The organism is Leifsonia poae (assembly GCF_020009625.1).
GTDB lineage: Bacteria > Actinomycetota > Actinomycetes > Actinomycetales > Microbacteriaceae > Leifsonia > Leifsonia poae_A.
The window spans coordinates 43460-61687 of record NZ_JAIHLP010000002.1 but is presented as its reverse complement, the minus strand read 5'-3'; the positions used below and the strand labels follow the sequence as shown (position 1 = coordinate 61687).

The window sequence follows — 18228 nt, the reverse complement described above, 5'->3', positions numbered from 1 at the left end:
CGAAGAGCGGCACCGAGAGTCAACTTTAGCCTACGGAGCACCCGAACTACAAAACGGGATCCGACCGGTCGACCGTCAGACCGATCAGGTCCCGGTTGACCGCCGCCGCCACGACAGCGCCCGAGCCGGCGGCGACGATGAGCTGCTGCGGCCCCGGCGGCGTCGACTCCCCGGCGGCGTAGACGCCGGGCAGCGAGGTACGGCCGTTCGCGTCGGTGAGGAGGAAACCGTCTTCGTCGCGGTCCAGGTCGAGCCCGTCGACGAAGGCCAGCGAGGGCGTCCACTCCGGGCGCACGAAACCGCCGACGCGGTCGATCACGGTGCCGTCGATCAGGCGGACGCCGGTGAGGGTCGCCCGCTCCCCCACCAGGTCGTCGATGGCGCGGCGTTCGACGCGCACACCGAGCCGCGCGAGGGTGCGCTCCTCGTCGTCGGTCACCGTACCCACGGCGTTCGTGAAGACGATGAGGTCGCTCGTCCACTGGGTCAGGAGCAGGGCGCGCTCGGCGAGGTCGTTGGTCTCGCCGATGAGGGCGAGCGGCGTATCCGCCTTCTCGTAGCCGTCGCATTCGATGCAACTGTGCAGGTGGGTTCCGTAGTGGGCGCGAATGCTCGGCACCGCCGGCAGGGTCTCTGAGACTCCGGTGGCGATGACGACCACCTGGGCGATCACATCCACGTCGGCCGCGCCGCGCACCCCCGACGCCCGGATGCGGAACCCGTTCGGAGCCACCACGACGCTCTGCGCGTGCGCGAAGGTCACCTCGCCGTTCGGGTACGCCTCGACCTCCTCACGGCCGAGCTTGCGCAGCTCCAGCGGGGAGATTCCGTCTCGGGTCAGGAAACCCCGGGCCTTCAGCGTCGCGGCGTTGCGGGGGCGGTTGGCGTCGACGACGAGCACACGTCGGCGTGCCCGCACCAGGTTCAGCGCGGCGGACAGCCCGGCCGGGCCGCCGCCGATGACGACGACCTCGAACGTTTCGGCGGTCACGGGGTGGCTACCCGAGCGAGGCGGAGAGTGTGTCGAGGCGAGCGATCGTCTCGGCTTTGCCGAGGATCTCCATCGACTCGAACAGCGGAGGCGAGACACGGCGGCCGGAGAGGGCCACCCGCAGCGGACCGAACGCGACCCGCGGTTTCAGCCCGAGCGCCTCGATCAGCGCATCGCGCAGGGCCGACTCGATGACGTCGTGGGTCCACTCGGACTCGCGCACCAGCTCCAGGGCACCGAGCGAGGCCGCGAGCACCTCGCCGGCATTGGCGGGCAGGGAGGATCGGGCATCGTCTTCGACGAGGAGCGAGGCCGCGTCCGTGAACAGGAAGCCGAGCATCCCCGGCGTTTCGCCGAGCAGCTGCACGCGCTCCTGCACCAGGGGCGCCGCGGCTGCGAGGACCGACCGCTGCTCGTCGGCCAGAGGCTCGGTGAGCACGCCGGCCGCAACGAGGTACGGGACGGTGCGTTCGGCGAAGTCCGCAACCGGCAGCAACCGGATGTGGTCGCCGTTGATCGACTCGGCCTTCTTCAGGTCGAACCGCGCCGGGTTGGGGTTCACATCGACCACATCGAACGCCGCGATCATCTCGTCGATGGAGAACACATCGCGGTCGTGTGTGAGCGACCAGCCCAGCAGCGCGAGGTAGTTGACCAGACCCTCGGGAATGAACCCCCGGTCGCGGTGGTGGAACAGGTTCGACTCGGGGTCGCGCTTCGAGAGCTTCTTGTTCCCGTCGCCCATCACATACGGCAGGTGGCCGAAGCGGGGAACGAACGTGGTGACCCCGGCTTCGATCAGCGCGTGGTAGAGCGCGATCTGCCGCGGCGTGGAGGACAACAGATCCTCCCCGCGCAGAACGTGGGTGACACCCATGAGCGCGTCGTCGACCGGGTTCACGAACGGGTACAGCGGATGCCCGTTGGGGCGCACCACGACGAAGTCGCTGAACGAGCCCGCCGGGAACGTGATCTCCCCGCGCACGAGGTCGTCGAAGCTGAGGTCGGTGTCCGGAACGCGCAGCCGCAGTGCCGGCTGACGACCCTCGGCGCGGAACGCGCCTTTCTGCTCGTCGGTGAGTTCGCGCTCGAAGTTGTCGTAGCCGAGCTTCGGGTCGCGGCCGAGCGACACATTGCGCGCCTCGATCTCCTCGCCGGTGGCGAAGCTCTCGTAGATGTGACCCGACGCCTTCAGCTTCTCGATGATTCCGGCGTAGATGTCGTAGCGCTGCGACTGGCGATACGGTTCGTTCGGGCCGCCCACGTTCACGCCCTCGTCCCAGTCGAGGTTCAGCCAAGTGAGGGCGTCGACGATCTGGCCGTAGCTCTCCTCGCTGTCGCGGGCCGCATCCGTGTCTTCGATGCGGAAGATGAGCTTGCCGCCGGTGTGCCGCGCATACGCCCAGTTGAAGAGGGCGGTGCGGATCAGACCGACATGCGGCGTGCCGGTGGGTGACGGGCAGAACCGAACGCGAACGTCGGCGCCGGTGGCCGTGGAGAACGGGTGAAGAGTGGTGTCAGACATCCCGTCAATCCTACTTGGCGCAGCCCGCTCGGCGCGGCCTACTTGGCCGCGCGGACCGGGTTCACCAGCGAGCCGACGCCCTCGATCTCCACCTCGACCGTGTCACCGGCGACGATCGGTCCGACGCCGGCCGGGGTTCCGGTGAGGACGACGTCACCCGGCAGCAGCGTGAACACGCTCGATGCGTACTCGATGATCGACGGTACGTCGTGCACCATATCGCTGATGCGGCCGTCTTGTTTGAGCTCGCCGTTCACCCGCGTGCGGATGGCCGCATCGGGGTTCAGCTCGGTCTCGATCACGGGCCCGAGCGGGCAGAAGGTGTCGAAGCCTTTCGCCCTGGCCCACTGCCCGTCGCTCTTCTGCAGGTCGCGCGCGGTGATGTCATTGGCGACGGTGTACCCGAAGATGTACTCGTGAGCGTCGGCGGCGGCCACGTTCTTAGCGATCGTGCCGATGACCACGGCCAGTTCGCCCTCGAACTCGACCTGTTTCGATTGGGGCGGGAGGATGATCGCGTCGCCGAGACCGATCACCGCGGTGTTCGGCTTGAGGAACAGTAGCGGTTCCCCCGGAGCTTCGCCGCCCATTTCGGCGGCGTGATCGCGGTAGTTCTTGCCGACGGCCACGACTTTCGACCGTGGGATCACCGGAGCCAGCAACGCGCCGACCTTGCCGAGCGGCACGCGCTCTCCCGTCGTCTCAAAACCGGCGAACATCGGGTCGCCTGCCAGAACGACGAGGGCGTCCTCGTCGACGATGCCGAAGGAAATACTGCCGTCATGGCTGAACCGTGCGATCTTCACGAATACGAGCCTAGGTCATCTCCAACGGAAGCCGTTTGCCCCGTCGTGTGCCGTCAAACGTGCGCCAGCGACCATTCGGACGCGTCGAGGGCGAGCAGCGCGGCGGCTGTGGTGGCGATCGCGGGAACCTGGTCCGCTCCGGCCGCCCCCACCAGATTGATCGTTCGGTGGTCGTGGTTCGCGGTGGGACGCACCACCACGCCCTCGTTCCTCCCGGCCGAGCCGAGCGCGAGCGACGGCACGAGGGCGACCCCGACGCCTTCGGCGACCATGCTCACCACCGCGACGAAGTTGTCGGTCTCGTAGGCGATGCGCGGGCGGTACCCGCGCGCATCCGTGAGCTCGAGAAGGTGGCCCCGGCAACGCGGGCAGCCGCCGATCCAGGGCTCTCCCGCCAATTCGGCGAGATCGACCGTCTCCGCCACGGCGAGGGGGTGGCCGGCCGGCAGCACGAGCAGCATCTCGTCCCGCCACACCGGAACGACGGCGAGGCCGCGTGCGCTCTCGCGGTGCGGGTCGACACGGTCGCCCGGGTAGCTGAAAGTGATCGCCAGGTCGGCGGTCTGTGCGCGCACCGCGGCGACCGCCTCGGGCGGTTCGGCCTCCGCGTATGTCACACGGACACCCGGATGCTCCGCCCCCATCCGGCCGAGCAGACGCGGCACGAGGGTCGACGACGCCGATGGGAAGGCGGCCAGCCGCACGAGACCGGATCGGAGGCCCTGCAGGTCGGCGAGTTCACCGGCCGCCGCATCCAGGGCGGTCGTCACGGTGGCGGCATGCCGCGCGAGCACCCGCCCGGCTTCGGTGAGACGGACTCCGCGACCCATTCGGGTCACCACGGGCATCCCCAGGCGGGTCTCCAGGCGTTTGAGGTGCTGACTGATGGCGGGCTGGCTGTAGCCGAGCGCGAGTGCCGCCTGTGTGATCGAGCCGCGCTCGGCGACCGCTTGCACCACTCGGAGGGCGTGGGAGTCCAGGTCGAGGCGGGAAGCGTCCGGCGGGGTGTCGATGGTCACAATCAATCATAACGTGAGCTAATGGATACGATCCAATACTGGTGCTGGTCGAATGAGTTGCGATCCCACACGCTGGAACCATGCCCACCCAGATCCTCTCCCCGCGTCACGGGGCCGACCTCGACGCCGCACGCGAGCAGTTCCACGCTCCGGCCGGCTACCTCGCGGCCTGCACACAGGGACTACCGGTTCGGGCGACCCTGGCCGCGTCCCGGGCAGAGCTCGACGCCTGGGAGCGCGCCGAGACGACTCCGGCGCTCTACAGTGAGGCCGTCGACCGGGCCCGCTCGGCATACGCCCGACTCGTGAAGGTAACGGCGAGCGAGGTGGCCATCGGGTCTCAGGTCTCCGTTCTGGTCAGCCTCGTCGCGGCCTCCGCCCCCGACGGAGCAGAGATCGTCTGCGTGGACGGCGACTTCAGCTCGATGGTCGCACCGTTCATCGCGCAGGCCCACCGGGGTATCACGGTCGTGCATGCGCCGCTGGAGCACTTGGCGGAGGCGATCGGGCCTCGCACCTGGCTTGTCGCCTTCTCCCTCGTACAGTCCGCGACCGGAGAGGTGGCGAACACCGCGGCCGTGCTCGCCACCGCCCGTCGCCATGGCGCACGCACTCTCGCCGACCTCACGCAGGCCGCCGGTTGGCTCCCGGTGGAGGCATCGGCATTCGACGCAACCGTGTGCCACGCCTACAAATGGCTCTGCGCGCCCCGCGGCTCCGCTTTCCTCACTGTCGGGCAGCGGATGCTCGGCGACCTCAACCCGACGCAGGCCGGCTGGTTCGCCGGCGACGACCCGTGGGCGTCGTGCTACGGGCCGGAGATCCGCCTCGCTACCGACGCCCGCCGGTTCGACGTCTCCCCCGCGTGGCCGGTCTGGCCTGGCACCGCGGCCGCGCTGGAGTTCTTCGCATCGCTCGATCCGGTCGCGGTTCGCGACCATGATGCCGGCCTTGGCGACGAGCTGTGCGCCCGACTGGGGCTTCCCGCACATGGCCAGGCGATCGTCACCTGGCCCGATCGCGCAGGCGCGGACCTGGCCGCGCTGACCGCCGCCGGTCTTTGCGCCTCCGGCCGTGCCGGTCGCGTCCGCGTCGCCTTCCATCTCTGGAACACCGCATCCGACGTCGACGCCATCACGGCCGCGATCGAAACCGGGATTCCGCGCGGAACGACGATGACCCTCAGGAATCGAGGCGCGTGAGCCAGTTGTGACGGTCGGGCAGGCGGCCGTACTGGATGTCGGTAAGCTCCTGGCGCAGCGACATGGTCAATTCACCGGCCGGCGCCGTGATGTCGCCGACGGTGAACCCCTCCGCCTTGAGCTCGCCGATCGGGGTGATCACGGCGGCGGTTCCACAGGCGAAGACCTCGACGATGTCGCCCGACTCCACCCCGACCCGCCACTCGTCGATGGTCACCCGGCGCTGCTCCACCTTGTGGCCCCGATCGCGGGCGAGCTGCAGCACCGATTCGAGGGTGATCCCTTCGAGGATGCTGTCTGACTCGGGGGTCACGACGGTGCCGTCTTTGTAGACCAACACCACGTTCATCCCACCGAGTTCTTCGAGGTACTTGCCTTCCAAGGAGTCGAGGAACAGCACCTGGGCACAGCCGTGCTCGGCGGCCTCCGCTTGCGGCAACAGGCTCGAGGCGTAGTTGCCGCCGGTCTTGGCCGCCCCGGTTCCGCCTTTGCCGGCGCGCGAGTAGTGGTCGGAGAGCCAGATGGACACCGGCTTGACTCCACCACTGAAGTAGGCTCCAGCCGGGCTCGCGATGAGGTAGTAGGCCACCTTGTTGGCGGCGCGCACACCGAGGAACGCCTCTTTCGCGAACATGAACGGCCGCAGGTACAGGCTGGTCTCCGGTGCCGACGGAACCCAGTCGCTGTCGACGGCGATCAGCTGTTTGAGCGAATCGAGGAAGTATTCGACGGGCAGCGCGGGCAGCGCGAGCCGGTGCGCCGAGCGCTGCATCCGGGCCGCATTCGCCTCCGGGCGGAAGGTCCACACCGAGCCGTCAGCGTGGCGGTACGCCTTGAGTCCTTCGAAGATCTCCTGCGCGTAGTGAAGCACGGCGGCCGACGGGTCGAGCTGGATGGGACCGTACGGCGAGACGCGCGGGCGATGCCAGCCGCCCTTGGCCGACCAGCAGATGTCGACCATGTGGTCGGTGAAGTAGTTGCCGAAACCGGGGTCGGCGAGAATCTGCTCGCGCTCCTCGACGCTCCGCGCGGCGTCGTTACGCGTGACCGCGAACTGGAGGCCGGTGGCGGTGCTGGGTCCGTCGGTGAGACTGATGCTGGTCGGAGGGGTCATGAGAGTCCTTTGCGCTGCGCTCGTTTCAAGCGGGTGAACTAATTCTGCGCCACCCGGGCGGCGATCGCGTCGCCGATTTCGGCGGTGGTGCGGGATGCACTGTCCGGCTGGCCGGCACGGGCGGCCAGGTCGTCCGTCACAGACCGCTCCACCCGCTCGGCGAGCTCCGGCCGGCCGAGGTGGCGGAGCAGGAGTGCCACGGAGAGGATCGCGGCAGTGGGGTCGGCCTTCTGCTGGCCTGCGATGTCGGGGGCCGATCCGTGAACCGGTTCGAACATGCTGGGGAAGTCGCCGGTCGGATTGATGTTGCCCGAGGCTGCCAGTCCGATGCCGCCGCTGATTGCGGCCGCGAGGTCGGTGAGAATGTCGCCGAAGAGGTTGTCCGTGACGATCACATCAAATCTAGCAGGGTTCGTGACGAGGAAGATCGTCGCCGCGTCGACGTGCAGATAGTCGACCGTCACCTCGGGATGCTCGGCCGCCACGGCGTCCACGATGCGCTTCCAGAGCAATCCGGCGAAGGTCAGCACATTCGTCTTGTGCACGAGGGTCAGCGTTTTGCGTCGCGATTCCGCCTGCTCGAACGCGTATCGCACGACGCGCTCCACCCCGTATGCGGTGTTCACCGACACCTCGGTGGCGATCTCGTTCGGCGTGCCTCCGCGCATCGTTCCGCCGACGCCGGCGTACGGCCCCTCGGTTCCTTCACGCACGACGACGAAGTCGACGTCACCCGGATTGGCGAGTGGGCTGACGATGCCGGGGAACAGCGCCGTCGGTCGCAGGTTCACATAGTGGTCGAGTGAGAATCGCAGCTTGAGCAGCAGCCCGCGCTCGATGTTCGCGCCCGCCAGCCGCGGGTCACCTGGGCGCCCGCCGACGGCTCCGAGCAGGATGGCGTCGTGGGCCGAAATCGACGCGAGGTCCGCATCCGTCAGCACATCGCCCGTCTCCAGGTAACGGTCGGCCCCGAGCGAGAACGAGGTCTTCTCGAAGATCAGTCCGCTTCCCGCGACGACGGCGTCGAGCACCTTGACCGCTTCGGCGACCACCTCCGGCCCGATACCGTCTCCCGGGATGAGGGCGAGTTTGATGGTCTGCGACATGGCACTCCTGCGTTCTCGTTGCGTCTTGGGATCCACCCTACCGGCGCCCGCGACGACTCAGCCGCGCACCTTGCGCAACGAGACCGCGGCGAGCACGGCGGCGGCCACCATGAGAACAGCGCCGATGCCGGCTGTGAGCACGACCCCCGAGTCGAACGAGTGCCGCGCCGACTCGATCAACTGGGCACCGATGCCGGCCGGTAACTGCTCCGCGACGGTCGTCGCTCCCCCGAGTGTCTCGCGCGCGGCGTGCGCTTGAGCCGGGGTCACTCCTTCCGGGATCACCACGGCCGCCCGGTAGGAGGCGGTAAGGATCGTGCCGAGGATTGCCGTGCCGAGCACGGCACCCAGCTCGTACGCGGTCTCCGAGACGGCCGAGGCCGCGCCGGCCTTGTCGGCGGGCGCACTCGAGAGGATGAGCTCGTTCGAGACCGTCTCGGCTGCCCCGATCCCCAGACCGAGCAGCACGAATGCGATGAGCAGCACGGAGGCCGGCGCCGCCGCCCCGAGCAGGGCGACCAGCCCGTATCCGGCGGCCGAGATGAGCAGACCGACAGGGATCACGATGCTCGGCCGCACCCGGCGCGCGATCGGGACGATCACCAGACCGGCGACGATCATCGTGCCCAGTCCCGGCAGCAGCACCAGACCGGATTCGATCGGGCTCAGCCCGATCACCAATTGCAGATGCTGCGACACGAAGAACAGGAAGCCGACGAGAGACACGACGCTCAGCAGATTGATCAGAACGGCACCGCTGAACGACGCTCTGCGGAACAGCCGCATATCGAGCATCGGGACGGGCCGGCTCAGCTGCCGCCGCACGAAGAGGATCCCGGCGGTGACGCCGATCAGGATCGCCAGCACCCCGACGACGCTGAGCCCCTCGCTCGCGAGCGACTTGATGCCGTAGACCACCGGCGCCATCGCCGCGAGCGAGAGCACGATGCTCACCGGGTCGATGGGGCCCGGATTCGGGTCGCGCGATTCGCGGATCAGCAGCGGGGTCAGCACGACGAGCGGGATGAGCACCGGAACGGCCAGCAGGAACACGGAACCCCACCAGAAGTGCTCGATGAGGATACCGCCGACGAGCGGGCCGAGCGCCGAGCCGGCGGCGAATCCGGACGCCCAGATCGCGATGGCAAGGCGGCGCTGGTCCCGGTCGGTGAAGATGCTCCTGAGCAGCGACAACGTCGACGGCATGAGCATCGCACCGAAGAACCCGAGGCTCGCCCGCGCGGCGATCAGCAACTCGGTGGTGGGCGCGAAGGCCGCGGCCACCGACACGGCGGCGAATCCGATCGCGCCGACGAGCAGCAGCTTGCGGCGGCCGACCCGGTCGCCGAGGCTGCCCATCGAGACGAGCAGGCCGGCGAGGACGAGCGGGTAGGCGTCGATGATCCAGAGCATCCCGGTGCCGGTGGGTTCGAGGGCCTTCGAGATCGCCGGCAGCGCGAAGCTCAGCACGGTGTTGTCGATCGAGACGAGCAGAACCGGCAGCATGAGCACGACCAGCGCCAGCCAGCCGCGAATGCCGGCGCGCGCGGATGCCTCGGGGGCAGACGGGACGGCCGGCGTAGGGGTCGTGGACAGCGTGGACATGCACTCTACTGTACCGGCTGGACGGTACAGTTTTCAACCCCGAGCGGCTAGCATGTGCTCATGCCCGCATCCCCATCCGCCCGGGATCGCATCCTCGATGCCTTCGAAGAGTTGCTCACCGAGCAGAGTGAACGCGCGGCGACCCTCGACGCAGTCGCGGCGCGCGCGGGCGTCTCCAAAGGCGGTCTGCTCTACCACTTCGCGTCGAAGGATGCCATGGTCGCGGGTGTCCTGCAGCGCCTCGAAGCGCTTGTCGCCGACGACCTCGAACGGATGCGCACCGCCCCGGCCGGCCCGCTCGAGTACTTCGTGCGCAGTTCGGTGTCGTCGCAGAGCGCCCTCGACCGAACCGTCATCGCCACGGCCCGGCTGGCGCAGGGAGCCGACACCCAGGCCCGCAAGGCCTTGGGCGCCATGCAGTCAGGCTGGCTCGCGCTGCTCGAAGCCGAGGTCGGCGACCCGATCGCTGCGAAGGCGGTAATGCTCATCGGCGACGGCATCTACTACAACTCCGCCCTCCTCCCCGAGACCACCGCCGTCGTGCAGACAGAGGCCGACATGGACAGGCTCGTCGCCCTGGTACTCGAGCTCGCGGGCACCACCAAGCGCTGACGCGGCCCGCCTCCATCCATCCGCCCGCGCGCCGCCCGCCCGCGACGCATCCGGCTCCTCCGTCGGTCCGTCACGGCAGACAGATCACCGGCACGACTCAGGAGAGGTCCGAGAGCCGCTCGGCCAGAAATCGCCGTGTTCGCTCATTGCGCTCGCGCTCCAGCGCCGCCCGATACGCCGCGGCCGCCGTGCTGCGATCTCCGGCGAGGCGTGCGAGATCCCCTCGCACCGCATACGCCTGCGCGGCGATCACACCACTGAAGGCGTCGGGAATGCCGTCCAGCTCCGCCAGAGCCGTGTGCGGGCCGACATCCGCACTGTACCCCGCGCGACGACACGACCGAGCCGCGCCATGGGCGAGGGCCACACCTCGACCAGCCTGTCGTAGAGTCGCCCGATCGCATGCCAATCGGTGCCGGACCAGGAATCGGCGATCGCGTGCATCCCGGCGATCCCGGCTTGCAGGGCAAAGCGGCCTCCCCCGGCCAACCCCTCCGTCGCCAACCGCTCGCCTTCGGCCATCAGGGCCCGGTTCCACCCGCTCCGATCGGCATCGGCGAGCGTTACGAAGTCGCCAGAGGGCGACAGCCGCGACGTCTGCCGGGCCTCGGTGAGCAGCAGCAGCGCGAGCAGCCCGGTCGCTTCGAGGTCACCGGGTCGGATGCGATGCGCATCCCGCGCGAGAGCCAGCGCATCGGCGCACACCCGTTCATCGGGTGCGCCGTGGCCGACGGTGTAGAGCAGGTAGACGGCCGTCAGTGCATCCGCGAAGCGCGACGCCACCGCCGACGGGTCGTCGAACGCGAAACGGATGCCCGAATCGTGGATGCGCCGCTTCGCCCGGGTGAGCCGGGCGGCCATCGTCGGCTCAGGCACGAGGAACACGGCGGCGATGTCTTTCGTCGTGACACCGCAGACGAATCGCAGGGCGAGCGCGACGCGCGCCTCCTCCGACACCTCCGGATGGCAGACCAGCAGGATCAGCTCGAGCCGCTCGTCGCCCGAGAAGGCGAAGGCACCGGGTTCTGGCATGGTTCGCTCCGCGTTGGCGCGTAGTTCGGCCGCCATCCCGGGCAGGGCGCGGGCGGCGGTCTGCTGTTTGCGAATCGTGTCGACAGCGATCCGACGGGCCACCGTGGTGATCCACGCCGACGGTTTGTCGAGCGCCCGTCCGGAGGCCCCGAGGGCGATGGCACGGGTGAAAGCCTCCTGCACGGCGTCTTCGGCCAGTTGGAGGTCACCGGTGTACCGGGCGACGGCCCCGAGAATGCGCGGAGCATCGTCGCGGAAGGCATCCTCGATCCCGGTGGTCACCACCCCATCAAAGTCCGCGACGATGCGCGTGCGCAATCGGGGGAAGTGACCACCGGTCCGGGATGTCAGCTGACAGAACTCAGCACGAGCACAGGGTAGAGCTCGATCCAGCCGCTCGTCGGCACGAGGGCGGCAAGCTCTCGCGCCTGCTCCGGGGTCTTGGCCGTGAAGCCGTAGAACCCGGTCACGACTTCACGCGTCTCGCCGAACGGCCCATCGGTGAAGACGGGCTTGCCGTCGCTGATCGTGATCTTGGTCGCCGCCGACGGCGCCTGGAGGGCGTTGCTCGCGGTGACCCGTTCGCCGGCCGCCTCGACGGCGTCCTGGAACGCGCGGTGGCCGGCCATGCCGGCTTCCCACTGCTCGGGCGTCATCGATGCCGGGTCCCAGGTGGCTTCCTGGATGAGGACCACGTATTCGTCAGACATGGGGTGCTCCTTCGGTTTTCGCGCTGTCGCGCGGCTGATGTGAACACCAGTACGACGTAAGCTACCCGCCGGAATCGACAACGGCACCGAAAAAAACTGTTCCGGGGTCAGGACTCCGTGATGTCGATCTCCTGCAGGAGGTCGGCGTCGATCGCGACCCGCACCTTCTCCAGCAGCCCGTCCGGGATGCGCGAGTCCACCGTGAGCACGCTGAGCGCCTTGCCGCCGGCCGAGGTGCGGGCGATCTGCATGCCCGCGATGTTGATCTCGGCCTCGCCGAACTCGTGGCCGTAGACCGCCACGATGCCGGGGCGGTCGTCGTAGACCATGACGATCAGGTGCTCGGCGATCGGCACCTCCACGTCGTAACCGTTGATCTCGACGACCTTCTCGATCTGCTTCGTGCCGGTGAGCGTTCCCGACACCGACACCTGCGAGCCATCGCTGAGGGCGCCGCGTAGGGTGATGAGGTTGCGGTACTCCTCGCTCACCGAATCGGTGATCAGACGCACCTCGATGCCCCGCTGCTCGGCGAGCAGCGGCGCGTTCACGTAGGAGACTGTCTCGCTCACCACGTTGGTGAAGATGCCCTTCAGAGCCGCCAGCTTGAGCACGCTCACGTCGTAGTCGACGAGCTCGCCGCGCACCTCGACGTCCACACTGGTCAGCGGGCTGTGGGCGAGGCCGGAGAACACCTGTCCGAGCTTCTCCACGAGCGGGATTCCAGGGCGCACATACGGGTCGATCACGCCGCCGGCGACGTTGACCGCGTCCGGAACGAGCTCACCGGACAGCGCGAGCCGCACCGACTTGGCCACCGAGACGCCCGCCTTCTCCTGGGCTTCACCGGTGGAAGCGCCGAGGTGGGGCGTGACGACGACGTTCTCCAGCGCGAGCAGGGGCGAGTCAGTGGGCGGCTCGCTCACGAACACGTCGAGGCCGGCACCGGCGATCGAGTTGGTGGAGAGGGCGCGATACAGCGCATCTTCGTCGATCAGGCCACCTCGGGCGACATTCACGATGTATGAGGTCGGCTTCATGAGCGCGAGCTGGTCGTCGCTGATCATGCCCGTGGTCTCGGCGGTCTTCGGCATGTGGATGGTGATGAAGTCGGCCTCAGCGAGGAGCTCGTCGAGGGTCACCAGCTGCACACCCAGCTGCTGGGCGCGGGCCGAGGTCACATACGGGTCGAAGGCGATGACCTTGGTTCCGAAGGCCTGCAGTCGCGCCGTGATGAGGGCACCGATGCGGCCGAGACCGATGATGCCGACCGTCTTCTCGTACACCTCGGTGCCGGTGTACTTCGAGCGCTTCCACTGCCCCTGGGCAAGCGCGTTGTGCGCAGCGGGGATGTGGCGGGCGAGGCTCAGGATGTGGCCGACGGTGAGCTCGGCGGCCGAGATGATGTTGGAGGTCGGGGCGTTCACGACCATGACGCCGGCCGTGGTGGCCGACTTGATGTCGACGTTGTCGAGGCCGACGCCCGCGCGCGCGACGACGCGAAGTTTTGGAGCGGCGGCGATCACTTCGGCGTCGACCTTGGTGGCGGAGCGCACGAGGATCGCGTCGGCGTCCGCGACCGCGGCGAGCAGCGCCGGGCGATCGGTTCCGTCGACAGAACGGATCTCGAAGTCGGGCCCGAGGGCGTCGACGGTGGCGGGCGAGAGTTCTTCGGCGATCAGCACGACCGGCTTTGTCACGTGGCAGTTCCTTCGATATCGGAGCAGGCTTGGGAGGCGAGCGCCACGATCATTGGGGCGCGATCAGCACAACTCTACCGGCAGCCGGAGGAGCGTTTTCGCCGCATTACGTCGGGGCCCGCGTACGCTCCGTCGTCGTGTCAGGCGGCGCTCACGGAGCGACGGTGCACACTGGAGCGTGTGACCGCCTTCGAGATTCTCCAGCTCGTCCTCCGCATCCTGCTCGCCTGCGTGTTCGTGGCCATGGGCGTTTCGCACTTCCTGCCCGGCCCGCGCCGTGCCATGGCGAGGATGATCCCGCCTCGGATGCGCTGGTCGGGCGCGCTGCGCCCGGCCGTTCTCGTCGCCGTCACCGGGGTGTGCGAGATCGCCGGCGGCATCGGGCTCCTCGTACCGTGGACTCGAGTGGCGGCGGCCATCGCCCTCGCGGTCTTCCTCGTCGCGGTGTTCCCCGCGAATGCGTATGCGGCCCGGCACCCCGAGACGTTCGGGCGCTTCGCAACGCCGCTCGTCCCGCGTCTGATCGGCCAGCTCGTACTCATTGCGCTCTGCATCGTCGTGGCGCTCTGACGACCAACCGAACCGAACCGAACCGAACCGGCCGCCCCTCAGGCCGAGCACACCGCCGACAGGGCATCGCGCACGACGTCGGGCGACGTCACGTCGTACGAGTCGTCGCCTCCCCCGGGTCCGCTGACGGTTCCGGTGACGGAAGCCCGCGCCGACAGGTGCACGGCGTCGACACCGGTCGCCGCGATCGCCGGCAGATCGGGCACGCGCACTCCCCCTCCGGCCATCACCTGGATGCGACCGGCGGCCTGAGCGGCGAGGGCTGTGAGCATCCCGACGCCGTCGATGCTGCGCGCTGCGCCGCCCGAGGTGAGGATGCGTCTCACGCCGAGTTCGATGAGCGTCTCCAGCGCGTCGAGCGGGTCGGCCGCGGCGTCCATCGCCCGGTGGAAGGTGAACTCCATACCGTCGGCCGCCTCGATCAGGCGCGCGGTCGTGTCGACGTCGATGGCACCGGAGCGGTCGAGGGCGCCGACGACGACTCCCCCGGCCCCGGATGCGCGAGCGCCGCGGATGTCGGCGATCATCACGTCGACCTCGTCCGACGCATACACGAAACCACCTCCGCGGGGCCGGACGAGCATGTGCACGAAGTTCGAGCGGTCGGCCGCCCGCGCCCGGGCGACAGCCGCGGCGAGCAGGCCCGCGGAAGGCGTCAGACCGCCGATGCCGAGCGCCGAACAGAGCTCGACCCGGTCCACACCGGCGTCGAGCGCAATGCGCACGCCCGCCGGATCTTGCACGGCGATCTCCACCGCAACGGCTTTCTGCATGTGTCGTCCTCTCCCGGGTTCGTTTCGCGAAAGAAGCGCGGTCCGGTAAACCGGACCGCGCCTCTCACACGAGCTGTCGCACGGTGTTAGCGCGCGACCTCGCCGTCCACGTAGTCGTCGTCGTTGGACGCGTTCCAGGCGAACAGCTTGCGCAGTTCGCGGCCGGTGGCCTCGATCGGGTGCTGCTCGCCCTTGGCACGCAGCGCCAGGAACTCGGGCGCGCCCGCATCCTGGTCGGCGATGAAACGCTCGGCGAAGGCACCCGACTGGATGTCGGCGAGAACGGCCTGCATGTTCTCCTTCACGTGCGGGTCGATGACGCGCGGGCCCGAGACGTAGTCGCCGTACTCGGCCGTGTCGGAGACGCTCCAACGCTGCTTGGCGATGCCACCCTCCCACATGAGGTCCACGATGAGCTTGAGCTCGTGCAGCACCTCGAAGTAGGCGACCTGCGGCTGGTAGCCGGCCTCGGTCAGGGTCTCGAAACCGTACTGGACGAGCTGCGAGACACCGCCGCAGAGCACGGCCTGCTCACCGAACAGGTCGGTCTCGGTCTCTTCGGTGAAGGTGGTCTTGATGCCGCCGGCGCGAAGCCCGCCGATGCCCTTGGCGTAGCTGAGGACGAGCGGCCAGGCGTTGCCGGTCGCATCCTTCTCGACGGCGACGATCACGGGCACGCCACGGCCGGCCTCGTACTCGCGGCGAACGGTGTGGCCCGGGCCCTTCGGGGCGACCATGATCACGTCGACGCCCTCGGGCGCCTCGATGTAACCGAAGCGGATGTTGAAGCCGTGGCCGAAGACGAGCGCGTTGCCCTCGCTCAGGTTCGGCTGGATGTCGTCGGCGTACAGGTGGCGCTGCACCTGGTCCGGAGCGAGGATGACGATGACGTCGGCCCAGGCGGCGGCCTCGGCGGCGCTCAGCACCTGGAAGCCGGCCTCTTCGGCCTTGGGCTTCGACTTCGAGCCCGCCTTCAGACCGATGACGACCTCGACGCCCGAGTCGCGCAGGTTCTGCGCGTGGGCGTGGCCCTGCGAGCCGTAGCCGATGACGGCGACCTTCTTGCCCTGGATGATCGACAGATCAGCGTCGTTGTCGTAGTAGATCTCAGCCACTGGTTGTTTCTCCTTGTTTGTGTGGTTCGTGATTAGTTCTTGAAGACGCGCTCGGTGATGGATTTCGATCCGCGACCGATCGCGAGAAGGCCGGACTGCGCCATCTCTTTGATGCCGTAGGGTTCGAGCACCTTGAGCAGTGCCTGGGTCTTGCCGCTGTCGCCGGTGACCTCGATCACCAACGCATCCGTCGCCACATCGACGACACGGGCGCGGAACAGGTTCACCGCTTCGAGCACCTGGGAGCGCGTCGTGTTGTCGACACGCACCTTGATCAGCAGGTGCTCGCGCTGAACGGACTGGGCCGGGTCGAGCTCGACGATCTTGATCACATTGATCAGTTTGTTGAGCTGTTTGGTCACCTGCTCGAGCGGAAGCTCCTCCACGTCGACCACGACGGTGATGCGGGAGAGGCCTTCGAGTTCGCTGGCGCCGACGGCGAGCGACTCGATGTTGAAGCCGCGCCGGGCGAACAGGCCGGCGACGCGGGTCAGCAGACCAGGTTTGTCCTCGACGAGGAGGGACAGAACGTGCGTGCTCATGGGTTACTCCTCCTCGAATGCGGGACTGTGATCTTTGGCGTACTGCACATAGCTGTTGCTGACCCCCTGGGGGACCATCGGCCAGACCATCGCATCCGCGCTCACCACGAAGTCGATCACCACGGGGCGGTCGTTCGTCTCGAGGGCGAGCTTGATGGCCGCATCCACCTCCTCCTCCTTCGTGACGCGGATGCCGAGGGCGTCATACGCCTCGGCGAGCTTCACGAAGTCGGGCACGCGGATGGTGTCGTGACCGGTGTTCAGATCGGTGTTGGAGTACCGGCCGTCGTAGAACAGGGTCTGCCACTGCCGCACCATGCCGAGCGACGAGTTGTTGATGATCGCCACCTTGATCGGGATGTTGTTGATGCGGCAGGTGGCGAGCTCCTGGTTGGTCATCTGGAAGCAGCCGTCACCGTCGATCGCCCACACCGTTCGATCGGGCTGGGCGACCTTGGCGCCCATCGCTGCTGGAACGGAGTAGCCCATCGTGCCGGCGCCGCCGGAGTTGAGCCAGGAATTGGGCCGCTCATACTTGATGAACTGCGCCGCCCACATCTGGTGCTGGCCGACACCGGCGGCGAAGACGCCCTCCGGCCCGGTGAGTTCCCCGATGCGCTGGATCACATACTGGGGCGCGAGCAGGCCGTCGCTCGTCGGCGAGTAGCCGAGCGGGAACTCCTCGCGGAGCCCGTTCAGATATGTCCACCACTCGACCGTGTCGGGTTTGACCTCGCGGGTGGCGTCCTTGAACGCCGCGGTCAGATCGACGATGACATCCTTGGCATCGCCGACGATGGGAACGTCGGCGACCCGGATCTTCGAGATCTCGGCCGGGTCGATGTCGACGTGCACGACCTTCGCATTCGGTGCGAACAACGAAGTGTTGCCGGTCACCCGGTCGTCGAATCGCGCACCGAGCGAGACGATGAGGTCAGACTCCTGCAGCGCGAGCACCGCTGGAACGGTGCCGTGCATCCCGGGCATGCCGAGGTGCTGCGGGTGGGAGTCGGGGAACGCGCCACGGGCCATCAGCGTCGTGGTGATCGGCGCCCCGGTCACCTCCGCCAGCTCGAGCAGCTCCTTCGACGCGCGGGAACGGATGACGCCACCGCCGACGTAGAGGATCGGCTTCTTGGCCTCGGCGAGCAGTTGGGCCGCCGCGAGGATCTGCTTGCCGTGCGCCTTCGTGATCGGCCGGTACCCCGGCAGATCGATCTTGGGCGGCCAGACGAACGGCACGGTGTTCTGCTGTGCGTCCTTGGTGATGTCCACGAGCACCGGGCCGGGACGACCCGTCCCGGCGATGTGGTAGGCCGCTGCGATCGTGGAGGGGATCTCCGAGGCGTCCTTCACGAGGAACGAGTGCTTCGTGATCGGCATGGTGATGCCGACGATGTCGGCTTCCTGGAAGGCGTCGGTTCCCATCAGGGTCGAGAAGACTTGTCCGGTGATGAAGACCACCGGAACGGAGTCCATGTGGGCGTCCATGATCGCCGTGACGAGATTCGTGGCGCCGGGACCGGAGGTGGCCATCGCCACCCCGACCTTGCCGCTCGAGGCCGCGAAGCCTTCGGCGGCGTGGCCGGCGCCCTGTTCGTGGCGGACGAGCACGTGACGGATCTTCGTGGAGTCCATGATCGCGTCGTAGATGGGCAGGATGGCGCCGCCGGGCAGGCCGAAGACGCTCTCCACTCCGAGGAGTTCGAGGGTGCGGACGACGGACTGGGAGCCCGTCAGGAGTTCAGGCGATGCCTTTCCAGGCGTCGCGGACGGCAACACGGGTGTTGGTTCCGAGGACATGAG

Annotated in this window: 17 protein-coding genes; 3 read left to right on the top strand and 14 right to left on the bottom strand. The window is 68.2% G+C overall.

Annotated features, from left to right (window positions below):
* Positions 1-46: 46 nt before the first annotated feature.
* Genes K5L49_RS00965 through K5L49_RS00950 form a run of 4 tightly spaced genes read right to left on the bottom strand, consistent with a single transcriptional unit; the run spans position 47 to position 4335 of the window.
* Complete coding sequence (locus tag K5L49_RS00965) at positions 47-991, bottom strand: NAD(P)/FAD-dependent oxidoreductase (RefSeq protein ID WP_223690180.1); 945 nt, start codon at positions 989-991, stop codon at positions 47-49.
* Between the two features lie 7 nt (positions 992-998).
* Positions 999-2516: a glutamate--tRNA ligase gene (gltX, locus tag K5L49_RS00960; protein ID WP_223690179.1), complete on the bottom strand. Its 1518-nt coding sequence runs from the start codon at positions 2514-2516 to the stop codon at positions 999-1001.
* 38 nt (positions 2517-2554) lie between these two features.
* Positions 2555-3322, bottom strand: coding sequence for a fumarylacetoacetate hydrolase family protein (locus K5L49_RS00955; RefSeq protein WP_223690178.1), 768 nt, complete (start codon positions 3320-3322; stop codon positions 2555-2557).
* Positions 3323-3375: 53 nt separating this feature from the next.
* Positions 3376-4335: a LysR family transcriptional regulator gene (locus K5L49_RS00950; RefSeq protein ID WP_374107700.1), complete on the bottom strand. Its 960-nt coding sequence runs from the start codon at positions 4333-4335 to the stop codon at positions 3376-3378.
* Between the two features lie 86 nt (positions 4336-4421).
* Here K5L49_RS00950 and K5L49_RS00945 point away from each other — a divergent pair, with 86 nt between their 5' ends.
* Positions 4422-5543, top strand: coding sequence for an aminotransferase class V-fold PLP-dependent enzyme (locus tag K5L49_RS00945; RefSeq protein WP_223690176.1), 1122 nt, complete (start codon positions 4422-4424; stop codon positions 5541-5543).
* On the opposite strand, the gene K5L49_RS00940 is transcribed toward K5L49_RS00945, so the two are convergent.
* From K5L49_RS00940 to K5L49_RS00930, 3 genes are read right to left on the bottom strand one after another with little or no spacing between them, the layout of a single operon-like run.
* Entirely contained in the window at positions 5524-6657 is a 1134-nt protein-coding gene (locus K5L49_RS00940) for a branched-chain amino acid aminotransferase (protein WP_223690175.1), read from the bottom strand. The genes K5L49_RS00945 and K5L49_RS00940 overlap by 20 nt on opposite strands.
* 38 nt (positions 6658-6695) lie before the next feature.
* Positions 6696-7763: a 3-isopropylmalate dehydrogenase gene (locus tag K5L49_RS00935; RefSeq protein ID WP_223690174.1), complete on the bottom strand. Its 1068-nt coding sequence runs from the start codon at positions 7761-7763 to the stop codon at positions 6696-6698.
* Positions 7764-7820: 57 nt separating this feature from the next.
* Positions 7821-9368, bottom strand: coding sequence for an MFS transporter (locus K5L49_RS00930; protein WP_223690173.1), 1548 nt, complete (start codon positions 9366-9368; stop codon positions 7821-7823).
* Positions 9369-9428: 60 nt separating this feature from the next.
* Here K5L49_RS00930 and K5L49_RS19925 point away from each other — a divergent pair, with 60 nt between their 5' ends.
* Entirely contained in the window at positions 9429-9980 is a 552-nt protein-coding gene (locus tag K5L49_RS19925; protein ID WP_263298785.1) for a TetR/AcrR family transcriptional regulator, read from the top strand.
* Between the two features lie 249 nt (positions 9981-10229).
* Here the strand turns inward: K5L49_RS19925 and K5L49_RS00920 are convergent, their stop codons facing one another.
* From K5L49_RS00920 to serA, 3 genes are all read right to left on the bottom strand, one after another.
* Positions 10230-11294, bottom strand: coding sequence for an RNA polymerase sigma factor (locus K5L49_RS00920; RefSeq protein WP_223690172.1), 1065 nt, complete (start codon positions 11292-11294; stop codon positions 10230-10232).
* A 65-nt stretch (positions 11295-11359) separates the two neighbouring features.
* Positions 11360-11722 (bottom strand): YciI family protein, encoded by a 363-nt coding sequence (locus K5L49_RS00915; RefSeq protein WP_223690171.1) that lies wholly within the window; start codon positions 11720-11722, stop codon positions 11360-11362.
* Positions 11723-11829: 107 nt separating this feature from the next.
* Positions 11830-13422 (bottom strand): phosphoglycerate dehydrogenase, encoded by a 1593-nt coding sequence (gene serA / locus K5L49_RS00910; RefSeq protein WP_223690170.1) that lies wholly within the window; start codon positions 13420-13422, stop codon positions 11830-11832.
* A gap of 180 nt (positions 13423-13602) precedes the next feature.
* On the opposite strand from serA, the gene K5L49_RS00905 reads away from it, so the two are divergent.
* Positions 13603-13992 carry a DoxX family protein gene (locus K5L49_RS00905; protein ID WP_223690169.1) on the top strand — a complete coding sequence of 130 codons (390 nt, stop codon included), beginning with the start codon at positions 13603-13605 and terminating at the stop codon, positions 13990-13992.
* 38 nt (positions 13993-14030) lie between these two features.
* Here the strand turns inward: K5L49_RS00905 and K5L49_RS00900 are convergent, their stop codons facing one another.
* From K5L49_RS00900 to K5L49_RS00885, 4 genes are all read right to left on the bottom strand, one after another.
* Positions 14031-14765 (bottom strand): copper homeostasis protein CutC, encoded by a 735-nt coding sequence (locus tag K5L49_RS00900; RefSeq protein WP_223690168.1) that lies wholly within the window; start codon positions 14763-14765, stop codon positions 14031-14033.
* An 86-nt stretch (positions 14766-14851) separates the two neighbouring features.
* Complete coding sequence (gene ilvC, locus K5L49_RS00895; protein ID WP_223690167.1) at positions 14852-15880, bottom strand: ketol-acid reductoisomerase; 1029 nt, start codon at positions 15878-15880, stop codon at positions 14852-14854.
* 32 nt (positions 15881-15912) lie between these two features.
* Positions 15913-16422, bottom strand: a complete 510-nt coding sequence (ilvN, locus tag K5L49_RS00890; protein WP_223690166.1) for an acetolactate synthase small subunit — start codon at positions 16420-16422, stop codon at positions 15913-15915.
* 3 nt (positions 16423-16425) lie between these two features.
* Positions 16426-18225, bottom strand: a complete 1800-nt coding sequence (locus K5L49_RS00885; RefSeq protein WP_223690165.1) for an acetolactate synthase large subunit — start codon at positions 18223-18225, stop codon at positions 16426-16428.
* Positions 18226-18228: the final 3 nt, after the last annotated feature.